The following is a 16621-nucleotide window of genomic DNA, read 5'->3' as shown; positions in this document are numbered from 1 at the left end:
CGTGACGATTTTCGATTACCTGGTGCTGTTCGTGCTGATCGCCTCCGTCGTGATCAGCACGCTGCGCGGCCTGGTAAAGGAAATCCTGTCGCTGGTGGGCTGGGTCGTCGCCTTCGTGGTGGCCAATGTCTATGGCGCCCAGCTCGCGCCCTTGCTGCCCGAGGTCATTCCGGGCGGGTCCGCGCGCCTGATGGCGGCCTTCATCGTGCTGTTCCTGGGCGTACGAATCCTGATGGGCCTGCTGTCGATGGCAATTGGCGCCGTGGTTGCCGCCACCGGCCTGTCGCTGGCGGACCGAGGCCTGGGCGGCCTGTTCGGCCTGGCGCGGGGCATTGTGATCGTGCTGGCCGGCGTCATATTGTGCGGGATGACGGCAATCCCGCAGCAGGCATTCTGGCGCGACGCGCTGTTGTCGCCCATCGCCGAGACCGGCGCGCGCACCGTCAAACCATTCTTGCCAGCTGCCTTCGCGCAGCATATTAATTACTGAATCAGTAGTCGCTGTTTTCGCAGTTTTCTGTCATTTTGCACCCAAGCTTTTAGGAGCACCTCATGTGTGGCATCGTCGGCGTCGTTTCGCAGTCTCCCGTCAACCAGCTTCTGTACGATGCATTGCTGCTGCTGCAGCACCGCGGTCAGGACGCTGCGGGCATTGCGACCAATCACAGCAGCATGTTCTCGATGTTCAAGGCCAACGGCCTGGTACGTGACGTTTTCCGTACCCGGAACATGCGTTCGCTGCAAGGCAACACCGGAATCGGCCACTGCCGATACCCGACCGCAGGTTCGTCGAGCGAAGAAGAGGCGCAACCGTTCTACGTCAACGCGCCATTCGGCATCACGCTCGCGCACAACGGCAACCTGACCAATCAGGCCCAGCTCAGGGATGAGCTGTTCCGCAACGACCGCCGTCACATCAACACCGATTCCGATTCCGAGGTGCTGCTCAACGTGCTGGCCCACGAAATCCAGGAGGCGGCCGATGGCTTCTCGCTCGACGCCGACGCGATCTTCAAAGCGGTTGCTGTCGTGCACCGCCGCGTGCGTGGCGCCTATGCTGTCGTTGCGCAGATCGCCGGCCACGGCATGCTGGCCTTCCGCGATCCGTTCGGCATCCGTCCGCTGTGCCTGGGCGTGAACGAAACCGAAAACGGCAACGAATACCTGGTGGCCAGCGAGTCGGTCGCCCTCGAAGGCCTGGGCTTTCGCTTCATGCGCGACATCGCGCCGGGCGAAGCGGTCTTTATCAGCAACGACGGCAAGCTGTCCGAGCGCCAGTGCGCCGAAAATCCATCGCTGAACCCGTGCGCGTTCGAATTCGTCTACCTGGCCCGTCCGGACTCGGTGATCGACGGCGCCTCGGTCTACGCCACGCGCCTGCGCATGGGTGAATACCTGGCCGACAAGGTGCTCAGTGAAATCCCGGTCGAGGACATCGACGTCGTCATGCCGATTCCCGATTCGTCGCGGCCGGCTGCGATCCAGTTGGCGCTGAAACTGGGTGTCGAATACCGCGAAGGCTTCATCAAGAACCGCTACATCGGCCGCACCTTCATCATGCCGGGCCAGGGCATGCGCAAGAAATCGGTGCGCCAGAAGCTCAACGCGATCATTTCCGAGTTCAAGGACAAGAACGTGCTGCTGGTCGACGATTCGATCGTGCGCGGCACGACCAGCCGCGAAATCGTGCAGATGGCCCGTGAAGCCGGCGCGCGCAAGGTGTACTTTGCGTCGGCCGCGCCACCGGTGCTGTACCCGAACGTGTACGGCATCGACATGCCGACCCGCGACGAGCTGATCGCCTATGGCCGCACGACCGAAGAAGTCTGCCGCGAGATCACGGCCGACCGCGTGATCTACCAGGACATCGATGCCCTCAAGCGTTCGATTTCGGACGTCAATCCGGCACTGAAGAACTTCGAGGCATCGTGCTTCGACGGCATCTACGTGACGGGCGACGTGACCCCGGAATACCTTGATCGCCAGGAAACGGCGCGTCACAATCCTGCTGCCAAGGATGAAGACCAGGTCCGCACCCAACTGAATCTGAACCCTGCCGTTCCAGCCGAGTAAGCATGAGCGAGAAAAAGACCTACGGCTTTACCACGACGATCCTGCACAACGACCGGCACAAGCCGATCGAGCACGGTTCGCTGCACAAGCCGATCCACACGTCGGTCGCGTTCGGCTACACGGATGCGCGTCAGCTGGCGTCCGTGTTCCAGGGCAAGGAGCCGGGCTTCCGTTACGGTCGCCAGGGCAATCCCACCATCAGCGCGCTCGAGGACAAGGTCAGCAAGATGGAAGATGGCGTCGCCACGCTGTGCTTCGGCACTGGCATGGCCGCCATCGGCGCGCTGTTCCAGGCGCTGCTCAAGGCAGGCGACGCCATCGTCTCGTCAAGCTTCTTGTTTGGCAATACCAACAGCCTGTGGCAGACGGTGGCGGGGCAGGGCGTTGATGTTGCCTTTGTAGACGCGACCGATGTGGCGCAGGTCGAAGCAGCCTTGACGCCAAACACGCGCATGGTATTCGTCGAGACGATCGCCAATCCGCGCACGCAAGTGGCGGACCTGGCCCGCATCGGCGAGCTGTGCCGTGAGCGGGGCATCCTGTACGTGGTCGACAACACGATGACGTCGCCATGGCTGTTCCGCCCGAAGAACGTGGGCGCCGGTCTCGTGGTCAACTCGCTGACCAAGTCGATTGGCGGCCACGGCATTGCGCTGGGCGGCGCGCTGACCGACACCGGCCTGTTCGACTGGAGCGCGTACCCGAACATCGCACCGAACTTTCGCAAGCAGCCAGCGCAGGCCCAGGGCATGGCGCAGCTGCGCGCGAAAGCACTGCGCGACTTCGGCGCGTCGCTCGGGCCGGAAGCGGCGCATCACATCGCCGTTGGCGCCGAGACGCTGGCGCTGCGCATGACCCGTACCTGTGCCAATGCACTGGCGCTGGCCACGATGCTCGAAGCTGATGAGCGCGTGGCCAAGGTCCACTATCCGGGCCTGGCGTCGCATCCGCAGCACGGTATCGTCACGTCGCTGTTTCGCGCCGGCGGTTCGCTGCTCAGCTTTGAGCTGCACGAGTCCATCGATCCGTTCGATTACCTCAACCGCCTGCAGCTGGCGATTCCTGCCTCGAACCTGGGTGACAATCGCACGCTGGTCATCCCGGTGGCGCACACGATCTTCTTCGAGATGGGCGCCGAGCGCCGCGCCAGCATGGGCATTGCCGAGTCGCTGATCCGCGTGTCGGTGGGCATCGAGGACACCGACGACCTGGTCGAAGACTTCCGCCAGGCGCTGGACGCATAAGCACGGTGTAAAGGCATGCAAAGAAGGCCGGCGCGATGCCGGCCTTGTCATTTTTACGGTTGAGTTCCACTGTAAAAGGGGGCTATGATGCCCCATCGTCAGCTTGTCATTTTCTTCGGATGCCCATGAACCGTTTCCTGCTCTGCCTTTCTCTGACTATTGCCAGCGGCGCCTATGCGGGCGAGCTGGAAGACGCCAACGCGCTGTTTGAAAAGAAGGATTATGCGGGCGCGCTCAAGCTCTATACCAAGCTGGCCAACGCCGGCAATCCGCAAGCGCAGCAGCAGCTGGGACAGATGTACTGGTATGGCGAAGCCGGTGCCGTCGACGAGCCGGCGGCCAGGGCATTGTTCGAAAAGTCGGCCGCCAAGGGCAACAAGGTCGCGGCCGAATCGCTGGTCGTGATGGAACAGCGCGTGACCAAACGCGCCGAGATCGATTACTGGATCAAGGGCTATGACGGCGCCGAATTACAGTCAGGCGAATACCGCTGCCCGTCGCCGCGCATTCCGGCCGTGTCGAAAGTGAATGACGAGATCGATCGCGTCAACAAGCTGGTGACGGGCTGGCAGGACTGCTACAACAAGATGGTGACGAACCTGAATGCGCAGTCGCCGCTGACCAAGAAGATCCCGGCCGATATTGCGAAGCTCATGAACAAGCAGGAGGCGGACGCCTCGGCAGCCCACCTGGAGCAGGTGCGGCAGAATATCGCGGAAGGCGCGAAGGTCAATTCAAAGATGATCCTGGCGGATTTTGCAGCGTGGCGCAATGCCACCGAGGCATTCATCAACCAGCACAACGCCGTGGTGAAGAAGGCGTCGAACTGAGCAATGCCGGGTAGGGCAACGCCGGGTAAAGCAGGCACCGGCCGGGGAGGCCGGCGCCATTACATCAGTTCCAGCTACGCATCAAGCCGACAGCCAGGCCTTCGAGCGCGAATTCTTCGTCTGGCGAGACGGCAATGATGTTGAAGTCAGGGTTTTCTGGCAGCAGTTCGACCAGGTCGCCCGTCTTGCGATAGCGCTTGACCGTGACTTCGTCGCCCAGGCGCGCAACGACGATCTGGCCGTTCTTGGCGCTGTCGATTTTCTTGACCGCCAAAAAGTCGCCATCCATGATGCCTGCATCGCGCATCGACCAGCCTTTGACCTTTAGCAGAAAATCAGGCCGCGCCGCGAACATGGCCGCGTCGACGTTGTAGGTGGCTTCGACGTGCTCTTGCGCCAGGATCGGATTACCCGCCGCAACGCGCCCGACCAGCGGCAGCGACATGAACGACGGCGGCGGCATCGGGATCGCTTCGACGCTCGCGCCGATCAGGCGGATGCCGCGCGATGTGCCAGGTGAAATTTCGATGGCGCCCTTGCGCGCCAGTGCTTGCAGATGTTCTTCAGCCGCATTGGCCGAGCGGAAACCCAGTTCAGAAGCGATTTCAGCCCGGGTTGGGGGGAAACCGGTGTTCTCGATCGCTTCCTTGATCAGGTTCAGGATCTGTTCTTGCCGTGCAGTGAGCTTTAGCATAAATGTGTTACAGCAACCGGTTATGTATGTAACCTGTATTTTTGTACAGTATTCTCGCGCGCGCAAGGGGAAACGCGAAAAATATCGCGAAAATCGTGATTCAGGGTGCAAATAGCCGTCAAAACGCTGGAATTGTCGAGTCAGATACGCCAAATGCGGGGCCAATCGAGGCGATAAAGCATCATCGGGGGTTTCCAAGTCACCGATATTCAGGTTATAATTGCCGGCTTTCCCTTCCCACACTCGTCTTGACGCCGAGGTGGGCATTTGTTAAACGTCCTCAAGGAGTAATGCATGCGTCATTATGAAATCGTTTTTATCGTCCATCCGGACCAGAGCGAACAAGTTCCGGCGATGATCGAGCGTTACAAGACCACGGTGACCAGCCGCGGCGGTAACATCCATCGCGTTGAAGACTGGGGCCGCCGCCAGATGGCGTACCAGATCCAGAAGCTGCCAAAAGCACACTACATCTGCCTGAACATCGAATGCGACAACGAGACCCTGGTCGAGCTGGAAACTGCATTCAAGTTCAATGATGCGGTTCTGCGTCACCTGACCGTCAAGCTGAAAAAAGCTGAAACCGCACCGTCGCCGATGATGAAATCGGTGCAGCGCGAAGACGCAGCCAAGAGCCACCGTGCCGAAGCCGCTGCGCCAGCAGCCGCTCCAGCCGCTGCGCCAGCGCCTGCTGCTGCTTAAGTTTTTCCCAGTTATTCGTAGTAACCAGTAACACCGGGTGCATAACGCAAACCACCTCCAGCTCATGGCGACCATCGCCGAGCGCGACGTACTGCGTTACACCCCGGCCGGTGTGCCAATCGTTTCAGCCGTCCTGATGCACGAATCGCAGCAGGAAGAGGCCGGAGTCGAAAGGTCGGTCGCGTTCGAAGTCCCCGCGTTCGCCGCGGGCGAGATTTCGGGCAGGTTTGCCAGCGCCGAATTGGGCGCCAGCTACAGGTTCAACGGATTTCTTGCACGGAAAAATCGCAACAGCAAAGCCCTGGTGTTTCACATCATTGATTTCAGTGCCGCTTAACCCGGCAATTTAGATACAGGAGCCTCAAATGGCATTCGGTAAAAAGTTCGACAAAAACAAAGCGAAACTCAAAGAGAAGCGCAAACAGCAAAACCCGCTGTTCAAGCGCAAGAAATTCTGCCGCTTCACCGCCGCTGGCGTTGAGCAGGTGGACTACAAGGACGTCGACACCCTGAAGGACTTCGTCCAGGAAAACGGCAAGATCATGCCAGCACGTCTGACCGGCACCAAGGCGCACTACCAGCGTCAGGTCGACACCGCGATCAAGCGCGCACGCTACCTTGCGCTGCTGCCGTACACCGACCTGCACCACGGTTAATCGTCGGTCACGACAGTCAGATATCTGGAGATCACTATGCAAATCATTCTGTTGGAAAAAGTAGTCAACGTCGGCAACCTGGGCGACGTCGTCAAGGTCAAGGACGGTTACGCACGTAACTTCCTGATCCCACAAAAGATGGCCCGCCGCGCTACCGCCGGCGCCGTCGCCGAGTTCGAAGCCAAGCGCGCCGAACTGGAAAAAGCAGCAGCTGAAAAGCTGTCGGCTGCCCAGGCCGAAGGCGACAAGCTGAGCGGCATGACCGTCACCATCGGCCAGAAGGCCGGCGTTGATGGCCGTCTGTTCGGTTCGGTCACCAACTTCGACATCGCCGAAGCGCTGACCAAGCAAGGTTTCGCTGTCGAGAAGTCGCAAGTGCGCCTGCCGACCGGCCCTTTGAAAACCACCGGCGAATTCCCGGTTGCAGTCGCTCTGCACACCGACGTCGTGTCGGAAATCACCGTCGCCGTTGTGGGCGAAGCTGCCTAAGCACACGCTGTACATGTGCTGAGCACGCAGTTCTGAAAAAGCCGGGTTCGCCCGGCTTTTTTGCTTTTCGGCTTTCCAACCATGTCAGTCACAGGACTGGAAAAGGTATAATCCCGCCCATGAACGCAGCATCTCCAGATCCGCAACTCGACGCCCTGCGCATCCCCCCGCACTCCATCGAAGCCGAGCAATCCGTCATTGGCGGCCTGCTGCGCGATAACGCCGCGTGGGACCGTATCGCCGACTTCATGAACGCGGAAGACTTCTACCGCTACGACCACCGCATCATCTTCGAACAGATGGTGCGCCTGATTAACGGCGGCAAACCGGCCGACGTGATCACCGTCTACGAGGCCTGCAACCAGCTCGGCAAGGCCGATGATGTGGGCGGCCTGCAATACCTGAACGCGATGGCCCAGAATACGCCGTCCGCCGCGAATATCCGGCGCTACGCCGAGATCGTGCGCGACCGCGGCATCCTGCGCAAGCTGATCACCGTGGCCGATGAAATCTCGGGCAATGCGTTCAACCCGCAGGGCAAGGAAGTCAAGCAGATGCTTGACGAAGCCGAGTCCAAGATCTTTGCGATTGCCGAATCCGGCTCGCGCGGCCAGCAGGGCTGGAATCCGATTCAGCCGCTGCTGACGCAAGTCGTCGAGCGCATCGACGAGCTCTATAGCCGCGAAAACCAGGGCGAAATCACCGGCGTGCCAACCGGCTTCATCGACCTCGACCGCATGACGTCGGGTCTGCAGCCGGGCGACCTTGTCATCGTTGCCGGCCGTCCGTCGATGGGCAAGACGGCGTTCTCCGTCAATATCGGCGAGAACGTTGCCATTGAAGCGGGTCTGCCGGTCGCGATCTTCTCGATGGAGATGGGTGGCACCCAGCTGGCAATGCGTATGCTGGGCTCGGTCGGCCAGCTCGACCAGCACCGCCTGCGTACGGGCCGCCTGAACGACGAGGATTGGCCGCGCCTGACGCACGCCATCCAGAAGATGAACGACGCCCAGCTGTACATCGACGAAACGCCGGCGCTGAACCCGATCGAGATGCGCGCACGTGCGCGGCGCCTGGCGCGCCAGTGCGGCAAGCTGGGCCTGATCATCGTCGACTACCTGCAGCTGATGCAGGGTAGCCAGCCGGGGGACAACCGTACCGCCGAAATCTCGGAAATTTCCCGTTCGCTCAAGGGCCTGGCCAAAGAGCTGCAGTGCCCGGTGGTGGCGCTGTCGCAGCTGAACCGCTCGCTGGAGCAACGGCCAAACAAGCGCCCCGTGATGTCCGACTTGCGCGAATCCGGCGCAATCGAGCAGGATGCCGACGTCATCATCTTCCTGTACCGCGACGAGGTCTATAACCCCGATTCGCCCGACAAGGGCACGGCCGAAATCATTATCGGCAAGCAGCGTAACGGTCCGATTGGCGCCATCCGCCTGACCTGGATCGGCCAGTACACCAAGTTCGGCAATTACAGCGGCAACCTGTCTGTGTATCAGGGTGACTAAATAACCATTTGTAGTAACACCAAGGCGGCCATTGATGTTTTAATGGCCGCCTTTACGCGTGGCCGCATTCCCGGCGCGACCGCGTAATCCCAGAGAGTCAATACGGAGAATCTATGTTTGGACGTTTCATGCCCACCGAGGGCAAGTTTTTCGATCTTTTCAATCAGCACGCCGCCTTGTGCGTCAAAGGGGCGCAGGAAATGGTCAGCCTGATGACCAATTTCGACGATCTCGAAACCCGCACCCATGCGATCGAGACGATCGAAAAGCAGGCGGACAAGATCACCTATGCCACGGTGGACCTGCTGCACAAGAGCTTCATCACGCCGATCGACCGCGACGACATCCACAAGCTGATCACGCGCATGGACGACATCCTGGACATGATGGAAGACGCGGCCCAGACGATTTCGCTGTACGACCTGCAAGCGGTGACGCCGGAAGCCAAACGCCTGGCCGAGCTGTGCCTGGCCTGCTGCCTAAAGGTGCAGGAAGCCGTTTCGCTGCTGCACAATATGGACAATGCCGCCAAGATGGTCGCACTGTGCGAAGAGATCGACCGCCTGGAATCGGACGCCGATCACGTGATGCGCGCGGCGATGTCCAAGCTGTTCCGGGACGAGCCGGACGTGCGCAACCTGATCAAGATGAAGGCCATCTACGAGATTCTCGAGACGGTCACCGATCGCTGCGAAGACGTGGCCAACATCATCGAAGGCATCATCGTCGAGAACGCGTAAGCGTCGCGGCCTGCATAACCATGGATAATCTCAACATCAGCATCTACGTGCTGGGAATGCTCGTGCTCCTGGCACTGGTATTCGACTTCATGAACGGTTTTCACGATTCGGCAAACTCGATTGCCACCGTGGTCTCGACCGGGGTCCTGAAACCCCAGCACGCCGTCGCAATGGCGGCATTCTTCAACTTCATTGCGATCTTCGTGGTCAATATGAAGGTCGCCCAAACCATCGGCAAGGGCACGATCGACCCGCACGTAGTCGACCATTACGTGATCTTCGGCGCCCTGGTCGGGGCGATCTCGTGGAACGTCATCACCTGGTACTACGGCATTCCCTCGTCGTCGTCGCACGCACTGATCGGCGGCCTGGTGGGCGCGGCCGTGGCGAAAGCGGGCACCGGATCGCTGATCTCGGGCGGCCTGATCAAGACCGTGGCCTTTATCGTCGTCGCACCACTGCTGGGCTTTGTGCTGGGCTCGATCATCATGCTGATGGTGGCCTGGATCTTCGTGAAGTCCACGCCCAGAAAGGTCGACAACCTGTTCCGCAAACTGCAGCTGGTGTCGGCGGCGGCGTATTCGCTGGGCCACGGCGGCAACGACGCGCAAAAGACGATGGGCATCATCTGGATGCTCCTGATCGCCGCCGGGTACACGAGCGCGACGGCCGAGTATCCACCGGCCTGGGTGATCATCTCGTGCTACGCGGCGATCGCGTTCGGCACGCTGTTCGGCGGCTGGCGCATCGTCAAGACCATGGGCCAGAAGATCACCAAGCTCAAGCCGGTCGGCGGTTTCTGCGCCGAGACCGGCGGTGCGGTCACGCTGCTGCTGTCGAGCGCGTTCGGTATTCCGGTGTCGACGACGCACACGATCACCGGCGCCATCGTCGGCGTGGGCGCTGCGCGCAAGACCTCGGCCGTGCGCTGGGGCGTGGCCGGCAATATCGTGTGGGCATGGATCTTCACGATTCCAGCGTCGGCCTTCATGGCGGCGGTGGCCTGGTGGATCGGCACCAAGATCATGTAATCGTGGCTTGATCATGATTGAAAACGGCGCCATTGGCGCCGTTTTCTTTTCAGTGCTGCGTCATCGCGCCCGTGCCGACGCCGGAATTTTTCATGTTCTCACGCTCGACGTCGCTGACGGTGCCGGCATTGTTGACCGTCTGGCCTTTCTTGCGTGGCAGGTAGGTGCCAATCGGGGTGCTGCGTTCTTCGCGCACGCTGGCCGTCTTCGCGCCGTCGGGGGCCGTGCTGGCAGGGGCAGGGGTGGTACAGGCGGCCAGCAACAGGGCGGCAGCGCACGAGGTGAAGAGTGATGTCAGCGGAAAGGTCATGGTGGCGGGCTCGGTAGGGTGGCTGTTCAGTATTGACAGCCGCATATCATTCTACGCCGGAAGACGTGCACGGTATCCTGACAGAATTGACAGGTGAGCTTGGGCGTGACGTCGGCTAGCCGAGATCGACGGCAAGGCCTTCGTAGGCCAGCAGCACCTGCAGCTCGCCCAGGCAGCCGGCGTGGCGCGCCATCACGTCGGCAAACGCCGCCTCGAGGTCATCGTCGCCGCGCGTCGGTTCGTGGTGCGTGCAGTACAGCGTGCGCGCGCCAACGCGCAGCGCCATCGAGATGGCGCCGTCAAACGTACCGTGGCCCCAGCCCCGCTTGGATGGGTATTCGTCGCGCGTGTACGAACAATCGACGATCAGCGCGTCCACGCCCGCCATCACGGCGTCCATGCGACGTTCGGCGTCGCGCATCTGCACCTCGGCCGCTGCGTACAGCGGGTGCCCGGCCGGATGCGGGTTGTACCAGGGCTCGTGGTCCCCCGTGAAGAACAGCGACTTGCCGTCGCAGTCGATGCGGTAGCCGAGATTGGTGACCGGGTGGTTCGTCACCACGTTCGCTACCAGCGCATCGCCGAGCGCGATCGGTTCACCGATCGTCAGCGTGCAGTACTCGATGGTGGCGCTCATGTCCGTTTCGCCGACCGGGAAATAGCTGTTTTGTAGCTGCACGCCCATCACGTGCTCGATGCCGCGGCCCGTTACCGGGTCGTGCGCGCCATGCAGGCGCACACGGCTGCCCTTGACGAACAGCGGCGTGAAGAAGGGCAGGCCATGGATATGATCCCAGTGGCTGTGCGTGATGAAGATATTGGCGTGCACGGGTGGCCGGGCCAGCAGGTGCTGGGCCAGCGGGAACAGGCCGGTGCCGCCATCGAGCACGATCAGCGTGTCGCCATCGGTGCGCACCTCGATGCAGGTCGTGTTGCCGCCGTAGCGCGCCGTGCGTGGCCCAGGGGACGGGATCGATCCGCGGACTCCCCAAAAACGAAATTTCATGATGCATTCCCTGCCAGGTCAGAACCGCACAATACAGCCTAGATCATAGCGAGATTGTAGCTCGCGGGCATCGGTATGAGAAAAATGTCTTGTGCATGGAAGGGTGCAGTGTCATGTGGAGCAACTGTGACGGGCCCGCGCCAGCAGCAGGTCGCGCTCGGCGGCATTGGCTGTCATGGTGGCTGCACGCTCGAACTCAGCGCATGCCTCATCGTAGCGGCCGAGCTTGTGAAGCAGATCGCCACGCACGCTTGGCAGCCAGTGGTAGCCGTTCAGCCGGCCATCCTGCGCCAGCCGCTCGACGATGGCAAGGCCTGCCGCCGGGCCGTCGGCCATGCTGATGGCGACTGCGCGATTAAGATCCACCACGGGAGATGGCTGGCAGACAGCGAGCTGGCCGTACAAGGCGGCGATGCGGTGCCAGTCGGTGAGTTCCGCACGCTGCGCGCGCGCATGGCAGGCGGCGATCCCGGCCTGTAGCACGTAGCTGCGTGGCTCGCCAACTGCACCGGCGCGCGCCAGGGCGGCCAGGCCGCGCCTGAGCAGCAACCGATCCCAGCGTGAGCGGTCCTGGTCGAGCAGCAGCACCGGCCGCCCCGCAGCGTCCAGGCGCGCAGCCATGCGCGCGGCCTGTAATTGCATCAGTGCGACCAGGCCGTGGACTTCCGGTTCGGCCGGTGCAAGCTCGGCCAGGATACGGCCCAGGCGCAGTGCCTCGTCGACCAGGGCTGGACGCATCCAGTCGTTACCGGTGCTGGCGTTATAGCCTTCGTTGAAGATCAGGTAGACCGCTTCGAGCACCGCGCCCAGCCGCTCTCCCAGCTCGCCAGGGGCCGGCAGGTCGAAGGGAACACGGGCGTCGTTCAGGGTGCGCTTGGCGCGCACGATGCGCTGGGCCATGGTCGCTTCGGAGACGAGGAAGGCGCGTGCGATCGCGGCGGTAGACAACCCGCCGAGCAGCTTGAGCGTGAGCGCCAGGCGCGCATCGAGCGACAGTACGGGATGGCAAGCGGTGAACATCAGACGCAGCAGGTCGTCCTTGACCACGGCCCGCTGCCGCGCATCGAGTTCATCGGCAATATCGGGCACCTGCATCGACTCCAGGGCATCGAGGTCGGCACCGATCTGTTCGAGCTTGCCGCGCAGCAGACGGTCACGCCGCAACAGGTCGAGCGCGACGTTGCGGGCCGTGGTCATCAGCCACGCGCCCGGTCGATCCGGCACACCGTCGCGCGGCCAGTGTTCGAGTGCGGCGACAACGGCATCCTGCGCCAGTTCCTCGGCCAGACCGACATCGCGCACGATGCGCGCCACGCTGCCAACGATGCGCGCCGATTCGATGCGCCATAGCGCGGCCAGCAGATTGTCGATGTCGCCCGCCATTGCGCCCCTACGACATCGCGCACATGCGCTCGATGGACGGGGATGGCGGAAAATCCGCGAGCTCGTACATCGGGCGGACCTCGATCTCGGCCGGTGCCCCTGGCCCGTGCGGGTTGGGGAAACGCCGGCTCCATTCCATGGCTTCCTCACGCGAGCCGACCTGGATCAGCGTATAGCCGGCGATCAGTTCTTTGGTTTCGGTGAACGGACCGTCGATGACGCGCCGCTCGTTACCCTCGTAGCGGATACGCCAGCCCTGGCTGGTGGGCTTCAGGCCGCTACCGTCGAGCAGCACGCCGGCGGCGGCGAGCTCCTGATTGTAGTCGAGCATGGCGGCGATCAGGGGTTCCGGCGGCATGACGCCCGCTTCGGTGTCGGCATTGGCTTTGACGATGATCATGAAACGCATGGTGTTCTCCTGTGGATGGAGTCCGGTGGTCGGCCTCCTGATACGACGACGAACGGCGCCACCTGCATTCGACAACGGCGGTGAAAAAAATCAGCGCACGTAGCACGGCGCAAGTGCGCGCACTTCGACCGTGGCCCAGGCGGCGGCCGGGCATTCGGCCGCCAGCGCGATGGCTTCTTCGCGCGTGCCGATATCGACCAGGAAGAAGCCTCCAATCATCTCTTTGGTTTCGGCAAAAGGGCCGTCGACGATGCGGGCCTTGCCCTCGAGCAGTGTGACGCGGGCGGAGTTCGCGGCAGGAGCGAGCGATTCGGCAGCCAGCAGCAGGCCACGCGTCTTGAGGTCGTCACCCCAGCGCAGCATCTCTTCGTACCGGGCGCGGCCTTCGGCATCGGTGCGCGTGGCGCGCTGGCCGATCGCTTCGTGGATCAGGAGCATGTGTGGCACGTCGATTCTCCAATGATGGTGTGGTGGCTCTTGTGAATATGGTAGCGCGATTGATGCACATTGCGATCAGGATCACCGACAGATAGCGCTGACTGCGCCAAAAAAAGGCGCAGTCAACGTTAAATAGAGGAGCGCTTTGAACTGATGAGAGGGACCGTGGTCCAACCCCCGTCCCCAGCGTCAGGAGTCGATCATGAAAGCGCCACGTTTCAAGGGCTGGTTCGCAAAACTGCCTTCGCTGAACGGGCCGCAGCGCCGGCAAGTGCTCGATGCACTGCATCCTGCAGCCGGGCTCGATCAGGTGGTTGCGCTCATCAGTGAGGTCAGAGCACCAGACCGCTGCTGCCCCAGATGCGGCAACGAGCACTGCTACCGGCATGGTTTTGCCAACGACTTGCAGCGCTACCGTTGCTGTTCCTGCGGCCGCACCTTTAACGACCTCACCGGCACGCCGCTGGCGCGGTTGAGGCTCAAAGCCAGATGGCTCGCCTATTCTCAAGTGCTGCTCGATTCACTCCCCGTGCGCACGGCCGCAGATCGGGTCGGCGTACACCGCAACACCGCTTTTCGCTGGCGCCACCGCTTCCTGCACTGGGTCAAGTTCGACCGGCCAGCATCTCTCAAGGGCATCGTCGAGGCCGACGAAACGTTTTTGCTCGAGTCACAAAAAGGTTCACGCACGCTCGATCGGCCAGCGCGCCACCGCGGCGGCCATGCTGCCAAGCGGGGCATTTCCAGCGAACTCGATTGCATCCTGGTCGCGCGCGACCGTGAAGGGCGCACGGTCGATGCCGTCACTGGCCGCGGGGCGCTCACAGCTGCGCAACTCGAGCGTGACTTGCTCCCCAGGCTCGATCCGCAGGCGTTGCTGGTCAGTGACAGCCATGCTTCCTACCGTGCCTTTGCGCGCAAGCACAGGATCGCGCACGAGACGGTCAATTTGCGCGCCAGGGTGCGTGCGAGGCGGCTGGGCAACCTTGCCATCCATGTGCAGAACGTGAATGCCTACCACCAGCGTTTCAAGGCCTGGCTACAAGGCTTTCGTGGCGTGGCGTCGCGCTATCTGTCCAATTATCTGGGCTGGCGCTGGGCGCTGGATGGTGAGCGGATTTTTTCACCAGAACAATTGCTTAGTATTGCCATCAGTGTCATCAATAGATAACGCTGACTGAGCCAAAAAAAACGCCCGCCGGTAAGGGCGGGCGTTCGTGGACTGCGCCTGCACGAGGCAGGCGGCACAACGATTACAGCACGTCGCTGGCGTGGTCGGCCAGGCGCGAGCGTTCGCCGCGTGCCAGCGTGACGTGGCCACCGTGGTTCCAGCCCTTGAAGCGGTCGACCACATAGGTCAGGCCGCTCGAGCCTTCGGTGAGGTATGGCGTGTCGATCTGCGCGATATTACCCAGGCACAGGATCTTGGTGCCAGGACCAGCGCGCGTGACGAGTGTCTTCATCTGCTTGGGCGTCAGGTTCTGCGCTTCGTCGATGATGAGGAACTTGTTGACGAACGTGCGGCCACGCATGAAATTGAGCGACTTGATCTTGATGCGCGAGCGGATCAGGTCCTGCGTTGCCGCGCGGCCCCAGTCGCCAGCATCGCCGTCGGACTTCATCAGCACTTCGAGGTTGTCGTCGAAGGCGCCCATCCATGGCGACATTTTTTCTTCCTCGGTACCTGGCAGGAAGCCGATGTCTTCACCGACCGGCACCGTCACGCGGGTGACGATGATCTCGTTGTAGAGCTTGGTCTCGAGCACTTGCGCCAGGCCGGCGGCCAGGGCCAGCAGGGTCTTGCCGGTACCGGCCTGGCCCAGCAGCGTGACGAAGTCGCACTCCGGATTCATCAACAGGTTCAGTGCGAAGTTCTGCTCGCGGTTGCGCGCCGTGATGCCCCACACATTGTTCTTGTTGTGGCTATAGTCGCGCAGGGTTTGCAGCACGGCGGTCTTGCCGTCGATCTGCTTGACCTGGGCGTACAGCGGCGACTGGCCATCCTTCGGCTCCATGTAGACGAACTGGTTCGCCAGCAGCGTCGGGATCAAGGGCCCGGTCACGCGGTAGTAGGTCGCCGAGTTGCCTTGCTTGTTCTCTTGCCACGATTCGACGTCCTTGCCGTGCGTGTCCCAGAAGTTGTCCGGCAGCTGGACGATGCCCGAGTACAGCAGGTCGCTGTCTTCCAGCACGTGGTCGTTGAAGTAATCTTCGGCCGGCAAGCCGATGGCGCGCGCCTTGATGCGCATATTGATGTCTTTCGACACCAGCACGATCGCGCGGCCCGCCTGCTGCTGCTCGAGTGCGCGCACGACGCCCAGGATCTGGTTGTCGGCTTTGCCTTCCGGCAGGCCTTCCGGCAGCGGCGCGCTGGTCAGGCGGGTCTGGAACAACAGGCGGCCCTTGGCATCCTTGTTGCCCAGCTTGGACAGCGGAATGCCGGACTCGATCGCGTCGTCGTCGACGTTGGCGATCAGCGCGTCAAGCGTGCGCGAGACCTGGCGTGCATTGCGCGCCACTTCGGACATGCCCTTCTTGTGGTTGTCGAGCTCCTCGAGCGTCATCATCGGCAGATAGACGTCGTGTTCCTCGAACCTGAACAGCGAGCTTGGGTCATGCATCAGCACATTGGTGTCGAGCACGAACACCTTGGTCAGGCCCGAGCGGTCGGCCTTGCGACTGGTGGACGATTTGACTGGCGCTTCCACGGGCTTCTGCTTGGTGGAATGCAGTTGTTCGGCATCCTGATCGCGAAGCTTGGCCGAGATCGGGGCAACGTTGGGTGCCTGAGGTGCAGCTTGGGGCGCAGCTTGAGATGCAGCTTTTGGTGCAACTTCGGGCGCAGCCTGAGGCTTCACTTCGGCAACTGGCGCCGCACGCACGGGTGCTTGCGCAGCGGCGAGGGTGTCTTGCGCTTTGCGGCGTGCACGCGACTTCGGCGTCGGCACGGCTTGACCGCTGATCAGGTCATCGACTTCGGGATCGGGCTTGGCCGAGATCGAACGCACCGGCGAACGACCGGGTTCGGCCTTGGGGTAATCTTTGACCAGCAGCATGGTTGCTGGCTCATTTGGCATTTTTGGCAGTGGCATCAGGTTCTCAATCTAA

19 protein-coding genes are annotated in these 16621 nt (G+C 61.9%); 12 read left to right on the top strand and 7 right to left on the bottom strand.

Going from position 1 to position 16621, the window contains the following annotated elements; genetic code table 11:
* Position 1 precedes the first annotated feature (1 nt).
* The 4 genes from AC56LV_RS10835 (at position 2) to AC56LV_RS10820 (ending at position 4147) form a co-directional block, all read left to right on the top strand.
* Positions 2 to 490 carry a CvpA family protein gene (locus AC56LV_RS10835; RefSeq protein WP_499557531.1) on the top strand — a complete coding sequence of 163 codons (489 nt, stop codon included), beginning with the start codon at positions 2 to 4 and terminating at the stop codon, positions 488 to 490.
* Between the two features lie 62 nt (positions 491 to 552).
* Entirely contained in the window at positions 553 to 2073 is a 1521-nt protein-coding gene (purF, locus tag AC56LV_RS10830; RefSeq protein WP_499557529.1) for an amidophosphoribosyltransferase, read from the top strand.
* Positions 2074 to 2075: 2 nt separating this feature from the next.
* On the top strand, positions 2076 to 3317 hold the full coding sequence (locus AC56LV_RS10825; protein ID WP_499557527.1) for a cystathionine gamma-synthase family protein: 1242 nt from the start codon (positions 2076 to 2078) through the stop codon (positions 3315 to 3317).
* 35 nt (positions 3318 to 3352) lie between these two features.
* A complete protein-coding gene (locus AC56LV_RS10820) occupies positions 3353 to 4147 on the top strand; it encodes a tetratricopeptide repeat protein (RefSeq protein ID WP_499557526.1) in 795 nt (264 codons plus the stop codon).
* 64 nt (positions 4148 to 4211) lie between these two features.
* Here the strand turns inward: AC56LV_RS10820 and lexA are convergent, their stop codons facing one another.
* Positions 4212 to 4841 (bottom strand): transcriptional repressor LexA, encoded by a 630-nt coding sequence (gene lexA, locus AC56LV_RS10815; protein WP_332531557.1) that lies wholly within the window; start codon positions 4839 to 4841, stop codon positions 4212 to 4214.
* A gap of 294 nt (positions 4842 to 5135) precedes the next feature.
* On the opposite strand from lexA, the gene rpsF reads away from it, so the two are divergent.
* The 7 genes from rpsF to AC56LV_RS10780 all read left to right on the top strand — a co-directional run bounded on the left by rpsF (position 5136) and on the right by AC56LV_RS10780 (position 9967).
* Positions 5136 to 5543: a 30S ribosomal protein S6 gene (gene rpsF / locus AC56LV_RS10810; protein ID WP_183555516.1), complete on the top strand. Its 408-nt coding sequence runs from the start codon at positions 5136 to 5138 to the stop codon at positions 5541 to 5543.
* Positions 5544 to 5580: 37 nt separating this feature from the next.
* Positions 5581 to 5880, top strand: coding sequence for a primosomal replication protein N (gene priB / locus AC56LV_RS10805; RefSeq protein WP_258835148.1), 300 nt, complete (start codon positions 5581 to 5583; stop codon positions 5878 to 5880).
* A 28-nt stretch (positions 5881 to 5908) separates the two neighbouring features.
* The gene (rpsR, locus tag AC56LV_RS10800; protein ID WP_183555514.1) at positions 5909 to 6199 is read left to right on the top strand and encodes a 30S ribosomal protein S18; all 291 of its coding nucleotides are present in this window, start codon (positions 5909 to 5911) and stop codon (positions 6197 to 6199) included.
* A gap of 36 nt (positions 6200 to 6235) precedes the next feature.
* The gene (gene rplI, locus AC56LV_RS10795) at positions 6236 to 6688 is read left to right on the top strand and encodes a 50S ribosomal protein L9 (protein WP_183555513.1); all 453 of its coding nucleotides are present in this window, start codon (positions 6236 to 6238) and stop codon (positions 6686 to 6688) included.
* A gap of 119 nt (positions 6689 to 6807) precedes the next feature.
* Positions 6808 to 8196: a replicative DNA helicase gene (locus tag AC56LV_RS10790; RefSeq protein WP_183555512.1), complete on the top strand. Its 1389-nt coding sequence runs from the start codon at positions 6808 to 6810 to the stop codon at positions 8194 to 8196.
* Between the two features lie 113 nt (positions 8197 to 8309).
* On the top strand, positions 8310 to 8936 hold the full coding sequence (locus AC56LV_RS10785; RefSeq protein WP_183555511.1) for a DUF47 domain-containing protein: 627 nt from the start codon (positions 8310 to 8312) through the stop codon (positions 8934 to 8936).
* A gap of 20 nt (positions 8937 to 8956) precedes the next feature.
* On the top strand, positions 8957 to 9967 hold the full coding sequence (locus AC56LV_RS10780) for an inorganic phosphate transporter (protein ID WP_183555510.1): 1011 nt from the start codon (positions 8957 to 8959) through the stop codon (positions 9965 to 9967).
* 49 nt (positions 9968 to 10016) lie between these two features.
* Here the strand turns inward: AC56LV_RS10780 and AC56LV_RS10775 are convergent, their stop codons facing one another.
* The 5 genes from AC56LV_RS10775 to AC56LV_RS10755 all read right to left on the bottom strand — a co-directional run bounded on the left by AC56LV_RS10775 (position 10017) and on the right by AC56LV_RS10755 (position 13522).
* Complete coding sequence (locus AC56LV_RS10775; RefSeq protein WP_499557524.1) at positions 10017 to 10277, bottom strand: hypothetical protein; 261 nt, start codon at positions 10275 to 10277, stop codon at positions 10017 to 10019.
* A gap of 115 nt (positions 10278 to 10392) precedes the next feature.
* On the bottom strand, positions 10393 to 11283 hold the full coding sequence (locus tag AC56LV_RS10770) for an MBL fold metallo-hydrolase (protein WP_499557522.1): 891 nt from the start codon (positions 11281 to 11283) through the stop codon (positions 10393 to 10395).
* A gap of 111 nt (positions 11284 to 11394) precedes the next feature.
* A complete protein-coding gene (locus AC56LV_RS10765; RefSeq protein WP_499557520.1) occupies positions 11395 to 12666 on the bottom strand; it encodes an RNA polymerase sigma factor in 1272 nt (423 codons plus the stop codon).
* Positions 12667 to 12673: 7 nt separating this feature from the next.
* A complete protein-coding gene (locus AC56LV_RS10760; protein ID WP_499557518.1) occupies positions 12674 to 13075 on the bottom strand; it encodes a YciI family protein in 402 nt (133 codons plus the stop codon).
* A gap of 90 nt (positions 13076 to 13165) precedes the next feature.
* Positions 13166 to 13522 carry a YciI family protein gene (locus tag AC56LV_RS10755; protein WP_499557516.1) on the bottom strand — a complete coding sequence of 119 codons (357 nt, stop codon included), beginning with the start codon at positions 13520 to 13522 and terminating at the stop codon, positions 13166 to 13168.
* A gap of 193 nt (positions 13523 to 13715) precedes the next feature.
* Here AC56LV_RS10755 and AC56LV_RS10750 point away from each other — a divergent pair, with 193 nt between their 5' ends.
* On the top strand, positions 13716 to 14684 hold the full coding sequence (locus AC56LV_RS10750) for an IS1595 family transposase (RefSeq protein ID WP_499557514.1): 969 nt from the start codon (positions 13716 to 13718) through the stop codon (positions 14682 to 14684).
* 82 nt (positions 14685 to 14766) lie between these two features.
* Here the strand turns inward: AC56LV_RS10750 and AC56LV_RS10745 are convergent, their stop codons facing one another.
* A complete protein-coding gene (locus AC56LV_RS10745; protein ID WP_499557512.1) occupies positions 14767 to 16605 on the bottom strand; it encodes a PhoH family protein in 1839 nt (612 codons plus the stop codon).
* Between the last annotated feature and the right edge of the window lie 16 nt (positions 16606 to 16621).

This window comes from Telluria sp. RB2R28, assembly GCF_059685835.1.
Note: the sequence above shows the minus strand (reverse complement) of the source record. Positions and strands in the feature narration are given on the sequence as shown.